At 72.6% G+C, this 18,058-nt stretch carries 15 protein-coding genes and 2 pseudogenes; 9 read left to right on the top strand and 8 right to left on the bottom strand.

The genetic code is table 11. The features are described from left to right. Positions 1–98: 98 nt before the first annotated feature. A complete protein-coding gene (locus D1350_RS16630; RefSeq protein WP_125777140.1) occupies positions 99–1,073 on the bottom strand; it encodes a helix-turn-helix transcriptional regulator in 975 nt (324 codons plus the stop codon). A gap of 109 nt (positions 1,074–1,182) precedes the next feature. Here D1350_RS16630 and D1350_RS16625 point away from each other — a divergent pair, with 109 nt between their 5' ends. Beyond that, on the top strand, positions 1,183–1,929 hold the full coding sequence (locus D1350_RS16625) for an alpha/beta fold hydrolase (protein ID WP_125777139.1): 747 nt from the start codon (positions 1,183–1,185) through the stop codon (positions 1,927–1,929). On the opposite strand, the gene D1350_RS16620 is transcribed toward D1350_RS16625, so the two are convergent. After that, positions 1,902–3,602 (bottom strand): FAD-dependent oxidoreductase, encoded by a 1,701-nt coding sequence (locus D1350_RS16620; protein ID WP_206074574.1) that lies wholly within the window; start codon positions 3,600–3,602, stop codon positions 1,902–1,904. The two genes, D1350_RS16625 and D1350_RS16620, sit on opposite strands and share 28 nt — an antisense overlap. A 206-nt stretch (positions 3,603–3,808) precedes the next feature. Next, positions 3,809–4,216 carry a cytidine deaminase family protein gene (locus D1350_RS16615; protein ID WP_206074573.1) on the bottom strand — a complete coding sequence of 136 codons (408 nt, stop codon included), beginning with the start codon at positions 4,214–4,216 and terminating at the stop codon, positions 3,809–3,811. Between the two features lie 232 nt (positions 4,217–4,448). Here D1350_RS16615 and D1350_RS16610 point away from each other — a divergent pair, with 232 nt between their 5' ends. Continuing rightward, positions 4,449–4,685 (top strand): hypothetical protein, encoded by a 237-nt coding sequence (locus tag D1350_RS16610; protein WP_125777138.1) that lies wholly within the window; start codon positions 4,449–4,451, stop codon positions 4,683–4,685. 67 nt (positions 4,686–4,752) lie between these two features. On the opposite strand, the gene D1350_RS16605 is transcribed toward D1350_RS16610, so the two are convergent. Next, the gene (locus D1350_RS16605) at positions 4,753–6,408 is read right to left on the bottom strand and encodes an HNH endonuclease signature motif containing protein (RefSeq protein WP_125777137.1); all 1,656 of its coding nucleotides are present in this window, start codon (positions 6,406–6,408) and stop codon (positions 4,753–4,755) included. Positions 6,409–6,626: 218 nt separating this feature from the next. Between D1350_RS16605 and D1350_RS16600 the strand changes: the two genes are divergently transcribed. Further along, positions 6,627–6,968: a hypothetical protein gene (locus tag D1350_RS16600; RefSeq protein WP_125777136.1), complete on the top strand. Its 342-nt coding sequence runs from the start codon at positions 6,627–6,629 to the stop codon at positions 6,966–6,968. Between the two features lie 52 nt (positions 6,969–7,020). Beyond that, positions 7,021–7,395: pseudogene (locus tag D1350_RS24510) on the top strand (class I SAM-dependent methyltransferase); the annotation flags it as partial. A gap of 415 nt (positions 7,396–7,810) precedes the next feature. Here the strand turns inward: D1350_RS24510 and D1350_RS24505 are convergent. Both D1350_RS24505 and D1350_RS16585 read right to left on the bottom strand, forming a co-directional pair. Beyond that, entirely contained in the window at positions 7,811–8,413 is a 603-nt protein-coding gene (locus D1350_RS24505) for an alpha/beta hydrolase (protein ID WP_125777135.1), read from the bottom strand. Positions 8,414–8,454: 41 nt separating this feature from the next. After that, entirely contained in the window at positions 8,455–9,210 is a 756-nt protein-coding gene (locus D1350_RS16585) for a class I SAM-dependent methyltransferase (protein WP_125777134.1), read from the bottom strand. Positions 9,211–9,365: 155 nt separating this feature from the next. Here D1350_RS16585 and D1350_RS16580 point away from each other — a divergent pair. Further along, positions 9,366–9,695 (top strand): annotated as a pseudogene (locus D1350_RS16580) (PadR family transcriptional regulator); the annotation flags it as partial. A gap of 107 nt (positions 9,696–9,802) precedes the next feature. After that, a complete protein-coding gene (locus tag D1350_RS16575) occupies positions 9,803–10,768 on the top strand; it encodes a permease prefix domain 1-containing protein (protein ID WP_125777132.1) in 966 nt (321 codons plus the stop codon). A 31-nt stretch (positions 10,769–10,799) separates the two neighbouring features. Here the strand turns inward: D1350_RS16575 and D1350_RS16570 are convergent, their stop codons facing one another. Next, on the bottom strand, positions 10,800–11,174 hold the full coding sequence (locus tag D1350_RS16570; RefSeq protein ID WP_125777131.1) for a hypothetical protein: 375 nt from the start codon (positions 11,172–11,174) through the stop codon (positions 10,800–10,802). 182 nt (positions 11,175–11,356) lie between these two features. Between D1350_RS16570 and D1350_RS16565 the strand changes: the two genes are divergently transcribed. After that, positions 11,357–12,667, top strand: a complete 1,311-nt coding sequence (locus tag D1350_RS16565) for an endonuclease/exonuclease/phosphatase family protein (protein WP_206074572.1) — start codon at positions 11,357–11,359, stop codon at positions 12,665–12,667. Between the two features lie 269 nt (positions 12,668–12,936). Then, entirely contained in the window at positions 12,937–16,536 is a 3,600-nt protein-coding gene (locus tag D1350_RS16560; protein WP_240644162.1) for a glycoside hydrolase family 30 protein, read from the top strand. A 73-nt stretch (positions 16,537–16,609) separates the two neighbouring features. On the opposite strand, the gene D1350_RS16555 is transcribed toward D1350_RS16560, so the two are convergent. Further along, positions 16,610–17,005, bottom strand: coding sequence for a VOC family protein (locus tag D1350_RS16555; RefSeq protein ID WP_125777130.1), 396 nt, complete (start codon positions 17,003–17,005; stop codon positions 16,610–16,612). A gap of 107 nt (positions 17,006–17,112) precedes the next feature. On the opposite strand from D1350_RS16555, the gene D1350_RS16550 reads away from it, so the two are divergent. Beyond that, on the top strand, positions 17,113–18,054 hold the full coding sequence (locus D1350_RS16550) for a helix-turn-helix transcriptional regulator (RefSeq protein WP_125777129.1): 942 nt from the start codon (positions 17,113–17,115) through the stop codon (positions 18,052–18,054). Positions 18,055–18,058: the final 4 nt, after the last annotated feature.

Here is an 18,058-nt window from a genome sequence, read left to right as displayed (position 1 = left end):
AGGAGTACGCCGGCACGTCCGACGACGGAACCCGGCGGGCCCACCTGCAGGCACTGAGCAGCCGGCCGCACCGAGCAAGGACCGGCCGGCGCCCGGGCTCACGACCCGGGCGGGACGTCGTCGGCCACCGACGCCGTGAGGCGCGCTGCGAGCGCCGCCATCTCCGCCCGCAGCTCCGGACCACCCTCCACTCGGAAGACGAAAGGCAGGCTCGCGAGCCACTCCTGGGCGTACATCGCGAGGTTCCGCGTGCTCCCGACGAGCACGCACCCGTCGCCGAGGGCCTCGAGCCGGCCCATGGGCGGGCGGATCCACGGCGCGACGTCGGTGAGCGGGGCGTCGAACACGACCCGCGTGGCGTACCGCCACCCGGAGCCCAGGTTCTCCTCCAGCGCGGCGACGGGGTCGAGGCCCGGCGGCGGCTCGAAGGCGTGGTCGGTCTGCTGGACGTCGAGGACCCGGTCGATCCGGTACGTGCGGACCGCGTCCGCGCGCAGCGAGCGGCAGAGCAGGTACCAGCGCCCGTAGCGGACGACGACGGCCCACGGCTCGGCCTCGCCCTGCCACTCGCCGCCCGCTTCGCTGCGGTAGGTGACCAGAACGCGCCGTCGGGCAGCGACCGCGGAGACCAGGGCGCTGGTGATCGCCGGATCCGCGTGGGCCGCGTAGCGGGCCGGTGCAGCAGCGGCGTGCTCACGCAGCGCCGCTGCCTGCCGCCCGACCGTCTCGGGGAGGGCCGTGATGACCTTGGCCAGGGCGGTCCCGACGAGGTCGTCGACGTCGGCGGCGGACGGGTGGCCGTCGAGCACAGCCATGACCAGGCCGAGCGCCTCGTTCTCGGTGAAGACGACCGGCGGCAGCCGGGTACCGCGACCGAGCCGGTAGCCACCGTGGGGTCCGCGTGTCGAGGTGACCGGGATCCCCGCCTCGCGAAGGATGCCGACGTACCGGCGCGCGGCCCGCTCCGTCACACCGAGGCGGACGGCGAGCTCGTCCGCCGTGGTGCCGGGGCGGTTCTGGAGCAGCTCGAGCGCGCGGAGCGCGCGGGCTGTGGGGCTGAGCTCGGCGGCCATGTTCCGAGGTTAGGGCAACTTTCTAGGGATCCGGAAGTAGATCGTCCGGAATCGCCTTTAGCGTAGACCTTGAAGGACCTCCGGACCGCACGAGAGAAAGACACTGATCATGGACATCCTCCTCATCGCAGGCCTCTGGCTCGACGGCTCCGCCTGGGACGACGTCGTTCCCGAGCTCGAGGCGCTCGGGCACCGGGCGACGGCCGTCACGCTCCCCGGCCAGGGCGCCGGGACGACGTCGGCCACCCTCGACGACCAGGTGGCGACGGTTCTCGCCGCGGTCGACGCCGCCGCCGGGAAGCCGCTCGTGGTGGGGCACTCCGCCGCCTGCACGCTGGCGTGGCTGGCGGCCGACGCCCGGCCGGAGCGGGTCGCCGGAGCGGTGCTCGTCGCCGGTTTCCCCTGGGACGACGGCAAGACGTATGCCGACCTCTTCGAGGTGACCGACGGCGTCATGCCGTTCCCCGGCTGGGGCCCGTTCGACGGACCAAACTCGGCGGACCTCGACGAGCGCACCCGCCAGGCCATGGCCACGAAGGCCATCCCGGTGCCCGAGGGCGTGGCCCGCGGCGTGGTGCACCTGGCGGACGAGCGGAGGTTCGAGGTCCCGGTCACCGTCGTGTGCGCGGAGTTCTCCCCCGCGCAGGCGCGGGAGTGGATCGACTCCGGTGACGTGCCCGAGCTGGAGCGTGCGAAGCACGTGGACCTCGTCGACCTCGACTCGGGCCACTGGCCGATGTTCACCCGGCCGGCCGAGCTCGCGCGGCTGCTGGCCGATGCCGCGGCTGCTGCGGAGGGCGCTGGGGGCCCTCGTGCCGCGGAGGCTCCTCAGGCCGACGGCGCCTCGAACGACTGATAGTTCTGGTTGCCGCCCGACAGGTTCGCGACGTCCGCGAACCCGAGGTTGCGCAGGACGTTCTGGCCGGCGTTCCCGGTGACGCCCTTGTTGCAGTAGGTCACGGTGGGCAGGGCGGGGTCGAGCTCGCCCGCCCGCCGGCGAAGCTCCTTGAGCGGGATGTGCACCGAGTCGGGCACCACCGATCGGGCGCGGTCCTTGGCGGAGCGCACGTCGACGACCTGGATCCGCTCCCCCTCGGCTCGCCGCCGCACCAGCTCTGCCGGCGTGATCAGCGGCGCCGTCCGGTGGATCGCGTTCGTCAGGGCCATGCCGGTGTAGTGGACCGGGTCCTTGGTCGTGGCGTACGTGGGCGAGTAGGCCAGGTCGAGGTGGAACAGGTCTGCGACGTCCGCCCCGTAGGTGATCGCCGTGGCCAGCACGTCGATGCGCTTGTCCGCCCCGGACGCACCGATCGCCTGGGCCCCCAGGAGCCGACCGCTCGCGCGGTCGGCGACCGCCTTGAGGACCAGGGGCTTGCCGCCGAGGTACTCGGGACGGTCGGGCTTGATGTTGTGCAGCACCTCGATGTCATAGCCGGCCTCCCGGGCCTGGACCTCGGTCAGACCGGTCTGGGCCACGCCCAGGTCGAAGACCCGGACGATCGACGTCCCGAGGATGCCCCGGTGCTCCAGCGGTCCGCCGGTCATGGCGTCGCCGGCGATGCGGCCGGTCTTGTTCGCGGTGGAGCCCAGTGGCACCCAGACCGGCTCGCCGGTCACGACGTGGAACGACTCCGCGACGTCGCCGACCGCCCACACGCGCTCCACGCTCGTGCGCTGGCGTCGGTCGACGGCGACGGCCCCCGTCACGCCGATCCTCGCGCCGGCCTGCACCGCCAGGTCCACCGCGGGCCGCACACCGACCGAGACGATCACGAGGTCGCACTCGACGCGCTCGGTGCCGCCCGTGGCGTCGGTGGTGCCCTGGACCTCGACGCCCGCCACGCCGTCGTCGTCCGCGTCGATGCCGACCACCTTGGTGGCCAGGCGGAGGTCTACCCCGTGCTTGCGGAGCTCGGCGTCCACCCGCGCCGACATGTCGGGGTCCATCCGAGGCATCGCGTGGTCGAGCGCCTCGACCACCGTCACCTGGACGCCACGCGCCACGAGCTGCTCCGTCATCTCGAGGCCGATGTACCCGGCCCCGACGACGAGGGCGCGCGTGGCCCCGGTGGACTCGATCCACGAGCGGATCGCGGTGGCGTCACTCGGCGTGCGCACGGTGAAGACACCCGGAGCATCGATGCCGGGGATCGGCGGTACGACCGCGCGGACCCCGGTCGCGAGCACGAGCTCGTCGTACGTGTCGACGAAGGTGCGGTCCGTGGCGAGCTCGCGCACCGTGACGGTGCGAGCGCCGGGTTCGACGGCGATCACCTCATGGCCGGTGAGCACGTCGACGTCGTACCGGGCCTTGAACCAGGCAGCGTCCCGGGGCGTGAGCTCCTCGATGTCAGCGACCTCGCCGCCGACGAAGTAGGGCAGGCCGCAACCGGAGTACGAGATGTCGTGGTCCCGCTCGTAGACGGTGATCTGCGCCGTCTCGGTGTTGCGGCGGGCCTTGGCCGCGGCCGAGGTACCGGCGGCGACCGAGCCGACGACAACGATCTTCAGCGGGGACGACGGGCTCATCACGGATTCCTCGGGTCTGCTCGGTGAGTTGCGGCCGGTGCCGCGGGCGTCGTGCGGTCAGACTGCATCGACGTGCTTCTATGTTGACAGGGTTCGATGCAGCCGGGCAAGCCGGGCGGCAGGTCGTCACCTGCTGTTCATCTGCCCTCGCGCGTCTGCCCGGGCGTCCGCAGCGGTCCGGGCAGCGTGGGGTCGTCCAGCCGGCCTCAGAGACCGGGCACGACCGGCCAGTCGGTCGTCGGCAGCAGCGCGTGCAAGGGGCGGCGCTCGTGAGGGCCGAGTATCACGACCGTGTCGCGGTTGCCGGGGTCGATCTGGCCGATGAACAGACGACACCTTCCGCACGGTGGCGCGACGTGCAGCGCGCCGTCGTCGTCCCGCCAGACTGCGACGATCCGCTCGATGCGGTACTCCCCCGCGGTGACCATCGCCGCGATCGCGGCGTGCTCGGCACAGAATCCCGTGCCCGACGGCGTGTCGATGCACACGCCCCGGTACAGGTTGCCGACGTCGGTGAGGAGCGCCGAGCCGACGTCACCGAACAACCGGTCGTCGACGATCCGGGGGTTCAGCACGCTCGCTGCCTGGGCGATCAGTTCCCTGTCGGTGACCATGCCGCCGAGCCTAGAGCGAGCGTCGCCACACGGTGTTGATCGATGCGGCACGCCGAGCCGGCGACCCGCTCATGCCCCACTGACGGTCCTGACGCCCCTCGCGGACGCACCGGTCGCCTGAGCCTTGCAGACACATGGCGAGCGCAGACCGCGCGACGTACGTTTCCTGCGGGCGCACACGCCCAGGAACAGCCGGCGGAGCCGGCGTCCAGGTACGTAGCGAGGAGTCGAGATGACCGAGAACGCGGACCAGCAGGAGACGCCCGAGGCGCTGCAGTCGGGCGGACGGGAAGGGATGGGACCCGAGAGCATGCAGGAGTCGACGGGCGGACCGGGCGGGAACGCCGGCGGCCTCGGCGGCGAAGGCATCGATCCGGAGAGCGACATCCAAACGACCCGGTCCGAGGAGCTCTCGGAGTACGACGAGAACGCCCGCACGCAGCCGATGCCCCCGCCGGACAGGAGCTGACCGGAGGGCCGATGGTCGGCCCGGCCGTTTGTGCGACGCCGGGCCGTCCTGGCCATTACGCCTGCCGTCAGGGTGCGGCAACATCCCGCCTCCAGGCCGGTGTGTCGGTGATGGGGTTGCCGTGGGGGTCGGTGAAGGTCCATTGGCCGTTGGTTCGGGTCATGGTGATGTTGTTGGTGTCGACGTGGTCGTGGTGGTGCCAGCAGAGCAGGGCGCTGTTGGCGACGGAGGTTTCTCCTCCGGCGGCCCAGTGACGTATCGCGTGGTGGACTTCGCAGCGTGAGGGTGGTTGGTCGCAGCCGGGCCAGGTGCAGTGTGTGTCGCGGGCGATGACGGCGCGGCGTAGCTCGCCGGTGATGGTTCGCTTGGTGCGCCCGACGTCCAGGACTTGGGAGTCGGGTCCGAAGACGACGCGGGTGACCTGGGAGTCGCAGGCGATCTTGGTGAGCAGGGTGTGGGGTATCGGGGTGCCGGTCTCGGTAAACACCGCCCCACCGGACGTGCCGGTCCCGACGGTCCCGCCGGTCCCGCCCATCCCGCCCACTCCGCTGGTCGCGCTGGTCCCGCTGGTCGTTGTGGTGAGGATCCCGGCGATCTGGGTGGGGGTGGCGCCCGCCCGGGTGGCGAGGGCTGTCAGCTCGGTCCAGGAGACGGTGACGGTCAGGTGGGGGCGCACGGCTGCGCCGGTGCCGGTGTGGGCGTTGTCCAGGACGACCCGGGCGAGGTCGGCGAGGGCTTGGGCGCGCCTCTGGGTGGTGGTGCGCCCGCCACCGGGGGTCGGGGGTGCCATGACGGAGTTCAGGGCGGTGGTCAGGGTCAGGCCGTGCTCGTCGGTGAGGAACCCGCTCAGGTGGTACCCGCCGATCGTCTTGGACACCTCCAGGTGCTCGCGGTCACGGGCGTGGGTGTAGCCGCGTTCGTCGGCGTCGGGGTCGGTGAGGGTGGCGAACCGGGCGACCAGGCGCCGGAACTGGTCGGGGCGGTGGGCGGCGGCCTGGGTCAGGAGGAACACCTCCCCGGTGACCGGCCCGCCCGCGTCACCCGCGTCACCCGCGTCCGCGTCCAGGTCAACGCCCTCGCCCTCGTCCGGGTCGTGCGTGCCGTCGGAGCCGGGGACGGGCTCTGTCAGGGCGGTCTTGCGGGCCGGGCTGGTGGGGGCGCCGTTGACGAGCATGGTGAGGTGGTCGGGGCCGATGGTCCCGGCCAGGGCCGCGGCCTGGGTGGCGGGTAGGTCCTGGTCCAGGACGCGGGCGGTGCGGACCTCGCGTCGGGCGGTGGCTGGGGTGATGTTCGAGGCCATCGCGTGCCAGGTCGCGAACGACCTGGCGCCGGCGCCGGGGCCGATGCCCCACCGGCCGTCGGCCTCGACGCGGGGCAGGAACGACAGGCGCAACACGTCCAGCCGCCCGGTCACCGCCCGCAGGCGGGCACCGGCACCGGTCAGCCGGGACACGACCAGCCCGCCCGTCGCGTCCAGCACGTCCAGCGCGCCGGGCCCGGCCACGGTGATCAGCTCGCCCGCGACCGCTTCCAGGTCCGCGAGCACGACCTCCAACGACCGCGCCGCGGGCACCGAGCCAGGACCGGCCACGGTCCCCGCCACAGCAGTCACCGCTGGCCCGGCGGGCACGGGCGCGGCAGCCACGCCAGGCACGGCGGACACGCCAGGCACGGCGGGCACGCCAGGCACGGCGGGCAGGGGCGACGCCACGAGTTCTGCCATCCCGCACCCCCTCCCAACCCGCGCTATCCGGCCGTTCCTGACCCTCCCGACTCTATCGAACACGCGTTCTCACGGCTTGCTCGTTGAAGAATCTGTGCACAACTTCTTGATCCCACCTGGTGTGGTCGGCCTCCCACCCGCACAACACCGTCAACACGACAGATGCGCCCGCCCGAAATCACCTCGGCGGCCCTCGCGAGCTACGCGACAATGCCCGCATGGAGACTGTGACGCTGTGGCGGCCGACCGGGCCGGAGGAGCTGGCTCTCGTCGAGGAGTCGGGTTGGCGTGCCTGGCCGCCGCGCCTCCCGGACCAGCCGATCTTCTACCCGGTGCTGAACGAGGACTACGCCACCCGCATCGCGCGCGACTGGAACGTCAAGGCCAGTGGTGTCGGATACGTGACCCGGTTCGAGGTCGCGAAGGAGTTCCTCGACCAGTACGACATCCAGCAGGCAGGCGGCCGGACGATCCTCGAGTACTGGATCCCCGCGGAGGACCTCGACCAGCTCAACCAGAACATCGTCGGGCAGATCGAGGTCGTCGCGGAGTACCACTGACGCGGACCATCGCGCCCGACACAACGACCGGCCGGAGCCGTACAGTCGAGCCATGGCCTTCGACGTCGCGGCCGACGCCTACGCGCGGTTCATGGGCAGGTTCGCCGAGCCGCTGGCCGACGGGTTCGTCGACCTCGTCGGCGCACGGCCCGGGCAGCGTGCGCTGGACGTCGGGTGCGGACCGGGCGCCGTGACCGAGCAGCTGGCACGCCGGCTGGGCGTCACCGCAGTGTCCGCCGTCGACCCGTCACCGCCGTTCGTCCAGGCCGCCCGCGCGCGATGCCCCCGTGTCGACGTCCGCCAGGGAGTGGCGGAGTCCCTGCCGTTCGACGACGGCGCCATGGACCTGACGCTCGCGCAGCTCGTGGTCCACTTCATGACCGACCCCGTGGCCGGGCTGCGGGAGATGGCACGGGTGACAAGGCAGGGCGGGCAGGTCGGCGCGAGCGTGTGGGACTTCGGTGGCGGCCGAGCGCCGCTGTCGACCTTCTGGCGCGCCGCCCGGGACCTCGACCCCGCCGCCGTGGACGAGTCCACGCTCGCGGGCGCCCGCGACGGGCATCTGGCGGGACTCTTTCGCGAAGCCGGACTCGCCGGAGCACGGTCGACGGAGCTCACGGTCGAGTCGTCGTACAACGGCTTCGCGGACTGGTGGGAGCCGTACACGCTGGGGGTCGGCCCTGCCGGGGACTACGTCGCCGGACTGGATCCCGAAGCCCGCCAAGCGGTCGAGGCCCGCTGCAGGGAGCTGCTCCCGGACGGCCCGTTCGACGTGACAGCAACTGCTTGGGCTGTCGTCGCCACGGTCAGAGGCGGCCGAAAGCCCGAGTCACCGCCGCCCTCTACGCCTGATCCGCTCCCGGAGCCCGGTCCGCACCCGCGGCCCGCGCGAACTCCTCGATCGCCGCCGTCACCCGCTCCAGGACCGCCAAGGACTCTTGCCACCCGCCCTCGATCTCGAGGCTGTGGTCCGCGCCCTGGATCTCCAGCGCCTGTGCGGCCGACGTCGACGCGACCGCACCGTCCCACAGCGGGTCCGCCGTACCGCCGACCAGCAGGTGGTCCGGCCCGAGCTCGATCACCGCGGTCCGGACCTCCGCCGCCGACGCGCCGGTCAGGACTGGCGTCAACCACACTCCAGGCACCCCCAGCCGCGCGGCCGCGGGCAGCGCGAGCGTACCGAGCGACTTGGCCACCACCAGGTGGCGGGCGCCAGGGAGGGCCGACCCGCCGCCGTCGGACACCGCGATGTTGTAGACCGAGCGGGCCGTGGCCGTGTCGGGGCGCTCCAGCCAGTCGAGCGCCCGCACGGTCCATCCCTGCTGCGACAGCGCGACGCGCGCGTAATGGAGGAGCGGCCCGGCCGTCGTGTAGCCCGAGCCGGGGAGCAGCGTCGCGACCCTCGCGGGGTCGCCCTCAGTCGTGTGCCATTGCCAGGAGGACATAACGCCAGGGTGGCATCGCCTGGCGTTCCAGGCGAGGGTAGTCAGCCCGCGGCGCGCCCCACCGCGTACCGAAAGTGGTTGCGCAGCACATAGCCACCGTCAGCGGCGAGGAATCGCGCGCTCGCCGCCAGCACGACCGGCGCGAGCTCCGCGACGACGTCGGCCTCCTCGCCGAGCAGCACGCCCCGGACGAGGGCGTCGTCGCCGGGCACGCGCCACGGGACCTCGACCAGGCCGGACGCCACCACCTCCAGTCCCCCGTCCGCGAACAGCTCCTCGAGCCCGCCCGGCTCGCGGAGATCGCCGTCGGGCAGGGGTTCCTCCTCGCGAGCGCGGGCGACAGCCTGCTCGATGACATCGAGGTCGTTGTGGCGGCCCTCCGCCCAGTTGGCTACGGCAACCTGACCGCCCGGGCCGACGACGCGGACCAGCTCGGCGAGGGCGTCATCGACGTCGTCGGCGAACTGGAGGGCGTTGACCGAGGTCACCAGGTCGAAGGCGGCGTCCCCCCACGGCAGGTGCTCCGCGTCGCCCTGCCGCACCTCGGCAGCGGGGACGCGAGCGCGCGCGAGGGACACCATGCCGGGCGCGGGGTCGATGCCGGCGACGGACATCCCACGCCGGTCGAGGTACGCGAGGAGGTCGCCGCTGCCGCAGCCCACGTCGAGCACTCGCGCTCCCGCGCCCACCCCGCTGGCGGCGACGACGACGTCCCAGGCCGGCTCCGCGAAGCCACCCCAGAGTCGCGCCCACTCGTCGGCGACGTCGGACCAGCGGTCCGGTTCAGCCCCGTCCATCGCGCCCTCCTTGCTCGGGAGTCCTCGCTCCGGTGTGCTCGCTCCGAAGTCCTCGCTCGGCAGTCCCAGCCCGTGGTGAGCAGTATGCACGTCCGACGGGGCACACAACCATGTGCCTCTAGCGATACTGTGCGACACACTGTATGGTGTGAGACATGAACGCACCATCGGGCGACGAGTTCATCGCCGGGCACCTCCAGGAACTGCGCCGCGGAACCGTGGTGCTCGCCTGCCTGGTGCGGCTCCGTCGCCCGGACTACGGCTACGCGCTCCTCGAGTCCCTCGAGGATGTCGGCGTCTCCACGGACGCCAACACGCTCTATCCCCTGCTCCGCCGCCTCGAGAAGCAGGGCCTGCTGATCAGCGAGTGGAACACCGACGAGGCACGGCCGCGCAAGTTCTACCGGACGAGCGCGGCGGGAGACGCCGTCGCACAGGTCCTCATCGAGGACTGGGAGCGCCTCGACGGGGCGATCCGCGGCATCGCACGCACGGGCGCCGGGGCCGGCCCCGGCCCCGGCCCCGGCCCCGGCACGAACGCCAACGCCAACGCCAACGCCACCACAGACACCGACTCCCGAGGAGGGACACCATGACCACTCTCACCGACCGCTACCTCTGGGCCGCGGCCCGCAGCGTGCCCGCGCAGCAGCGCGACGAGATTCGTCGCGAGCTCGCCGAGCGCATCGGGGACGACGTCGACGCTCGGGTCGAGGCCGGCGCCACGCCCGCCGAGGCGGAGCGCCAGGCCCTGACCGCCCTCGGCGACCCGGGTGCCGTGGCGGCCACGTACCTCGACCGGCCGCTGCACCTCGTCGGCCCCCGCTACTACCTCGTGTGGCAGCGCCTGCTCAAGGTCCTGCTGGCGTCGGTGCTGCCGGCGGTCGCCGTCGGGCTCCCGCTCGTGCAGTCGCTGGCCGGCGAGCCGTTCGGCCACATCGTGGGTTCGACGGCGGTCACGCTCATCACCGTGGCGATCCACCTGGTCTTCTGGACCACGCTCGTGTTCGTCCTCGTCGAGCGGAACACCGGCGACGAGGCCCTGGTGGAGTGGACGCCCGACCTGCTGCCCGCCGGTGCCGAGAAGGAGTCGTCGCTGCGCGTCGACCTGATCGCCAGCGCGGTGCTCGTGGTCGCGACCGGACTCGCGATCCTGCTCCACGAGCGCTTCCTCCCGTACCGGGACGCCACGGGCGACGTGGTCCCCGTGTTCGACCCCACCTCGTGGACGTCGCTCCGGTGGTTCCTGCTCGCCGTGCTCGCCGTGGAGCTCGTCGTGCTCGGGCTCCTGCTGCGGCGCGGCCGCTGGACGTGGGGGTTCGCAGCCGCCTACTCCCTGCTCAGCGTCGCGTTCGTGGTGCCGTTCGTCGCGCTCCTCGTCGAGGGCCGGCTGTTCTACGAGCCGTTCCTCGAGCACGCCGGCTGGGACGGTCTGGCGCCGCTGCTCGACGCCGGCGGCGCGGTCGCCCTGTTCCTCGCCGTCCTGATGGTCGCGGGCGGGGCCGTCGCGGTGGTCGACGCGGTGCTCAAGGCACACCGGGCCGACCGCACGACGTGACCTCCCCCGTGACCTCCGCCTGGAGCCCGCCCTACTCGACGGGCTCCAGGCGGAGGACCGCCACGCCGTCGGTCAGGGACACGAGGGTGCACGAGACCCCGAGGTCCGCGTCCTCGAAGAGGGGAGACACGCTGTTGCCCACCCTCATGTTGAAGTCGCCGCCCTCGTGCGTCACGAACACGCGCTCGGGCCCCACGCCCTCGATCACGAGCTCATCGAGGCCGAACGCCGGGTCCAGCGGGATCGTGGTTTCCGCTTCGACGGCCACCTCGCAGTCGCCGTCGTAGCAGGCGTCGATCTCAGCGGCGCCGGCCACCTCGGGCGGCTCGACCCCGTCCCCGGCGCACCCGGTGAGCGCGGCGGCTCCGGCCAGGAGGACGGCAAACAGTGCGGCTGTGCGGCGCATGGTCTCCCTCTCGAGTCATCGGAGCACTCCGGCCGACGAGCGGGCTCGCCGGTCCCGACCCTACCCGCGCCCCTGCCGGCCGGGCGGACGACGGCCCGCGAGTTCACCGCCCGTTCACCCGCCGGAGCGCCCGCGGACCTACCGTGGCCAGGCAGCACTGTCCGTCCCACGAAGGAGCAGCAATGCCCGTCCCGAACCCCTCACGCCTCGCCGGCGCGCTGATCGCCGCCGCCCTGGTGAGCAGCGGCGGCGTCGCCGCGCACGCCACCACGACCGCCACCGCGGCGACGGCCGCCACGACCACCGCCGACGGCGCCGCGGTGCACCTGGGCCCGGCCGCCGTCGGGCAGCACCGCCCCACGCCGAAGGAGCTGCGCGTCGCGACCTACAACCTGTCGCTGAACCGCGCGGTGGAGGGCGAGCTCGTCGCCGACCTGTCGACGCCCGACGACGTCCAGGCCGCCACCGTCGCCGAGGTGATCCAGCACGCGAACCCCGACGTGGTGCTGCTGAACGAGTTCGACTACTCCGGCGACGCGGACCCGTACGCGGCCGCCGACCTGTTCCGCGAGAACTACCTCGAGGTGCCCCAGGGCACGGCCGAGGCGGTCGAGTACCCGTACGCGTTCGTGGCCCCGTCGAACACCGGCATCCCGAGCGGCTTCGACCTCAACAACAACGGGGTCGTGAGCGGCGGCGACGACGCGCTCGGCTTCGGCCTCTTCCCGGGTCAGTACGGCATGCTCGTGCTGTCGAAGTACCCGATCCAGCACGAGCAGGTGCGCACGTTCCAGAACTTCCTCTGGAAGGACATGCCGGGCGCCCTCCTCCCCGACGACCCGGCCACCCCTGCGGCCGCCGACTGGTACTCCGCCGAGGAGCTCGCCGTGCTGCCCCTCTCGTCGAAGTCGCACTGGGACGTTCCGGTCCGCGTCGGCCGCGAGACGGTGCACGTGCTCGCCGCGCACCCGACCCCGCCCACGTTCGACGGCCCCGAGGACCGCAACGGCACGCGCAACCACGACGAGATCCGGTTCTGGGCCGACTACGTCGCCCCGGGCCGCGGCGGTTACGCATACGACGACGAGGGCCGGCGCGGCGGGCTGAAGCCCGGCGAGTCGTTCGTGATCGTGGGCGACTACAACGCCGACCCGCTCGACGGCGACTCCGTCGACGCGGCGATCGACCAGCTGCTCGGGCACCGCCGCATCGTGGACCCGGCGCCGACGTCGGCGGGCGGGGCCGAGGCCTCCGCCCTCCAGGGCGGCGCGAACCTCACGCACGAGGGCGACCCCGCCCTCGACACGGCGGACTTCGCCGACACCGCCCCGGGCAACCTCCGGGCGGACTACGTGCTCCCGTCACGCGACCTGCGCCCGGTGGGCGCGGGGGTCTTCTGGCCGACGGCGGCCGACCCGCTCTCCCGCCTGACCGGCGTGTGGCCGTTCCCGAGCAGCGACCACCGTCTGGTCTGGACGGACGTGCGGCTGTAGGTCGGGCCCCTGTGATCGGTAGTTCGTTGCATGATCGGCAGTCCGGACTGCCGATCATGCAACGAACTACCGATCACGCTGCCCTGGCCCGACCCCTCGCGACCACTCTCCGATTCGATCACTATCGATCACGTTATTGACGTTTCAAGACGACACGCCGTACGTTCAAGCCCAGAGAGCACCTCCGGGCGCCTTGATCCGGTCACAAGTGATCAGGTTCGATCACCGCTCTCCCTGCTGGCACAGTCAATGACGACGGAGAGTTCCCCATGCCACGTACACACCGCCTCGCGGCCGCCGGGGCCGCGACGGCCGCGGTCCTCACCCTCGCAGCCGGGAGCCTGATGGCACCGGCGAGCGCGGCACCGGCCCCGGCCGGCGCGCAAGCCGCCACCAGCACCACCACGAGCACCACCACCCCCCTCCCCGAGCTCCGCCTCGACGACCCGTCGATCACGTGGCGCGAGCTCCTCGTCGACGGCGACGACGTCGAGCGCCGCGCGGACGGGACCCCGTACAACACCTTCGGCGGCTTCGGCTCCGTCTCGTGCAACAACACGTCGAACCTCCTCCTCGACTACAAGGAGGAGAACCCGGACGCCTACTGGGCGATCATGCGGATGCTGTTCGACACCGAGACCGGCGCCGGCCTCAAGCACATCAAGGTCGAGATGGGCGCGGACAGCAACAGCTCGTCGGGCGCCGAGCCGGCCACCAAGCGGAGCGCCGACGAGCCCGCGAACGTGCTGCGCGGCGCCGGCTTCCACTTCATCTCGGACGCGCTGTCGATCAACCCCCACATCGAGGTCGAGGCCCTGCGCTGGGGCGAGCCGTCCTGGACGGGGAACGACCCGGTGAAGCGGTACCAGTGGTACAAGGAGACGATCGACGCCGCGTACGACACGTTCGGCGTCGAGTTCGACTGGATGAGCCCCTCGCAGAACGAGGTGCGCGGCGCCACCTACCAGGCGGCGGAGCTGGCCTGGACGGTCCAGTTCGCGCAGTGGCTGGAGCGCGACGCCGTCGCGCCAGGCGCCCGCTACGACTACTCGAAGATCAAGGTCGTGGCCCTGGACTCCTACCGCGAGGGCGACGCGATCGCGGGCCGCATCCTCGCGGACCCGGCCGCGCTCGAGCAGGTGGACGCCCTCGGCTACCACTACGACATCGTGGGCGGCCCGAACGTCACGCGGCTCAACAAGGAGTTCGGCAAAGAGATCCTGTACTCCGAGGGCGTGGCCCCGATGATCGACCCGCAGTACCGGGTCGCGGCGGACCCAACGCGGGGCGGCATCGGCGGCACCGTGGGCGCCGCCGACATCGCCGACCGGTTCATCAACGCCTACCGCTGGAGCGGTGCGGGCAACGACCCGGCGCACATGACGACGTTCCTGTTCCAGCCCGCGGTCAGCGCCATGTACGAGGGCACGCAGTACTCCCCCAAGCACCTGGTCCGCGCGTCCGACCCGTGGTCCGGCTACTGGGAGGGCGACGTCGGCCTGGTCGCCGTGCGGCACTTCCACCAGTTCGTCGAGGACGGCTGGGAGTACGTCGAGGGCGCCTCGGGCGGCGACGGCACCAAGGGCGACGGCGGCACCAACGTGGACACCTCCACCCGCACCGTCCTGACCGCCCGCACCCCCGCGAGCGCCGACGGCGACCCGCAGTGGTCGCAGGTGCACGCCAACAACACGCGCACGGACCGGTACTTCGAGGTCAAGGTGGCCGACCTGGGGGCCGCGGACCGTCCGCTGTACGCGTGGGAGACGCGCGGCCCGGGCACCGGCGAGGCGTACGACGCGAACTACTTCCAGAAGGCGGGCTTCTACGCGCGGGTCCGGACGGAGAGCGTCGGCGGCGTGGAGCACGCCGTGTACCGCGTGAAGGTTCCGGCGTACTCGATCGTCACCCTGTCGACGCTCGAGGACGGCGTGCACGGCACGACGGCGGAGTACGCGCCGGGAGACTTCGCGCCTGACGCCGAGGACACGATCCTCGAGCTGCCGTACCGCGACAACTTCGAGTACGACGACTACCCGGTGACGACGGTCGGTGGCCGAGAGATGACGTACGTGGAGCGCCGGGGCGGCACGCCGCGCTACACGGCGGACCAGGACGGCGCCTTCGAGGTGGTCGCGAGTGACGACGCCGCGCACCGCAACGTGCTGCAGCAGCAGATGCACGGCGACAACCGTGGCTTCACCTGGAACGTGTGGGGCAACGGCCGCCAGGACATGCTGCAGACGGCGGCGCCGGTGACGGTGCTGGGCGACCATCGCTGGGCCGACTACACGGCGACGGTGGACTTCCAGCTCGACACGGTGGACCGGAACGCGAGCCTGGAGAACTTCGCCGGGCTGGGCGTTCGCCAGACGCACGCGCGCGGCGGCGACCAGGCCACGTACGCGGTGCGCGTGCACGAGGACGGCCGGTGGCAGCTGCGCCGGCTCGACAGCGTGGTCGCGTCCGGCACGGTGGCCGGGTTCGACGGCGGCGCGTGGCACACGCTCGCCGTGGGGGCGCGGGAGAACGTCATCACGGCGACGCTCGACGGGGTGCGGCTCGTGCAGCACGTCGACCCGTCTGCCGACCCCGTGCTCGCGGGGCGGATCTCGCTGGTGAGCGGGTTCTACAACACCCGGTACGACAACCTCGCGGTGACCCCGGTCAAGGGGTACGCGTGGGCGTCGGAGAAGATCGACGACTCCGACCCGCGTCTCTCCTACCCGGACGGGTTCACGTTCGCGCAGGCCGGCTTCGCGCACTTCAACCGGACCCAGCACGTGCTGCGCGCCGGCCAGTCGGTGGGGATCGACTTCACCGGCACGGGGCTGAACCTGTTCGGGGCCACGGGCGCCGCGACCCTCGAGGTGACGGTCGACGGCGGCACCCCCCGGACCGAGCAGGTCGGGGCCACGGGCACGCGGCAGACGTCGTACTGGCTGCGCGGCCTGCAGCAGCGTGAGCACAGCGTGACCGTCCGGGTGGTCAGCGGGACGTACACGCTCGACGGCGTGGACGCGCTGACGGGCGGTGCCAAGGTGCGGCAGGCCGACCCGGCCGAGCGCCCGGTCACCGTGCTGGAGGCACCGGTCCGGACGGCGACCTCCGTCGGGCAGGCGCCGGAGCTGCCCCGGACCGTCCGGGCCGTCTCCGCGGCCGGGACCACGATCGACGCGGAGGTGTCGTGGTTCGTGCCTGAGGGCGCGTTCGGCACCCCGTACGCGCTCGCCCGGATCGACGGGACGTTCGTGAAGGACCCGTCGCTCCGGCTGTCGACGTACGTCGAGGTGGTGCCCGCCGGGCTCCGCTACTTCGTGGACGCGAACGCTCCGGCCGCGCCGAACGCCGTCGCGCACCCCGCGGTGAGCGCCTGGGCGGACGCCCAGGGCCGGCCGCTGCTCAACGGCGAGTCGGACGCCGCGTGGTCGGCCGAGCGCGGCTGGGGCCGGGCGGCGTCGTACAGCGCGAAGGGGCTGCTCAACACGAACCCCTACGACAAGATGCGCGAGACCGGCTGGTACACGTCCGGGACGGGCACGCCGATCCAGTACCGGCTGACGCTGCCCGCGGGTACCTACACCGTCTCGTCCGGGCACACCGAGTGGTGGACCACGGGCTCGGGCCGGTCGCGGCGCATGGCTACGACGGTCTCGTGGACCGCCGCGGACGGGGCTGTCACGACCGTTCCCGTGGGTACGGCGGCCTTCCCGAGCGGGAGCAGCGGCCGGTCCGCGGTGATCTCCGGGACGTTCACGCTGCCCGAGGCCGCGGTGGTCACCTACTCCGTGGCGAACGACGGCGGCAACGAGGCGCCCGTCCTGAGCTGGCTCGCCGTGGCGGACTCTGCGGCGGACGCCCAGGGCTGAGAGGACCCCGTGTGATCGGCAGCTCGGTGCATGATCGGCAGTTCGAGCTGCCGATCATGCACCGAGCTGCCGATCACCCGCGGGACCGCAGCACCTCCAGGTAGTGCGGGTTCGTCATGACTCCCAGCAGGTTCCCGAACGGGTCGGCGACGGTCGCCGTGACGAAGCCGTGGCCGCGGTCGCGCACGTCCTCGTGGATCGTGGCGCCGAGCTCCCGCAGCCGTCCGAGGGTCTCGTCCAGGTCGTCGACGTGCCAGTAGACGACCTGCCCCTGCGGTCCGCCCGCCCCGGCCGGGGCGTGACGCCGGTCGATGATCCCCAGCTCGTGCTGGTAGTCGCCGATCCGGAACTCGTAGTACGCGTCCGGCACCTCGAAGTAGGGCTCGACGCCCAGCAGCTCCGTGTACCAGGCGGCGGCCGCGTTCAGGTCGTCGGCGAAGATCGAGACGGTCGTGAGTCCGCGCAGCATGGTGGGTCCTCCCCTGGTTCGTCCGTCCGGCCGGTTGCCGGGCGATGACTCCACCTTCTCGCTCAAAGTGCTCATCCACTGAGCACTTTTCCTGACAGACTTTCGGCATGCGCGCCGACCGGCTCATCGCCACCCTCCTGCTGATGCAGTCCCGCGGCCGGGTCACCGCCGCGGAGCTGGCCGCCGACCTGGAGGTCTCCGTGGCGACCGCCCGCCGCGACCTCGAGGCGCTCTCCGCCGCGGGCGTGCCTGTCTACCCGCAGGCGGGCCGCGGCGGCGGGTGGTCGCTGGTGGGCGGCGCGCGCACCGACCTCTCCGGGCTCACGTCGGCGGAGGCGCGGGCGCTGTTCCTCCTCGCCGGGCCGTCCGGCACACCGGCGGTCCGCTCCGCGCTGCGCAAGCTCGTCCGCGCCCTCCCCGGTCCGTTCCGGGCCGACGCCGAGGCCGCGGCGGACGCCGTCGTCGTCGACCCGGCCGGGTGGGGAGCGGCGGGACGCGCGCTGCGGCCGGCCCACGCGGACGCCCTCGAGGACGCCGTGGTGCGGCGACGCCAGGTCCGGCTGACCTACGCCGGCCGTTCCGGGGAGACGACCCGGCGGCTCGTCGACCCCTGGGGGCTCGCCGACAAGGGCGGCGTCTGGTACCTCGTCGCCGGGACGGAAGGCGGACGACGGACCTTCCGCGTGGACCGGGTCGTCGCGGCGGAGGTGACCGACGAGCCCGCCCACCGCCCGGACGACCTCGCCCTGGAGGAGGTCTGGCGGCAGGTGGTCGCCGAGACGGAGCAGCGCCGGGCGGTCGTCAGCGCGACCGTGCTCATCAGGGAGGACGTGGTGCACGTCCTGCGTCGTCAGTTCGGGCAGCACTGCCACGTCGAGGGGCCGGCGGACGACGGCCGCGTGCGCGTGCGGGTCGCAGCGCACCTCCACCGGTCGATCGCGGAGCGCCTGGCCGGATGGGGCGACGCGGTCGAGGTGGTCGAGCCGGCAGAGGTGCGAGCCGAGCTGGCACAGATCGGCACGGAGCTGGTGGCGCGGTACGCCAGGTGAGGCG

This window comes from Antribacter gilvus (assembly GCF_003946865.1).
GTDB classification, from domain to species: domain Bacteria; phylum Actinomycetota; class Actinomycetes; order Actinomycetales; family Cellulomonadaceae; genus Antribacter; species Antribacter gilvus.
The sequence above is the reverse complement of the archived record's forward strand: the minus strand, read 5'-3'. Positions and strand labels throughout refer to the sequence as shown.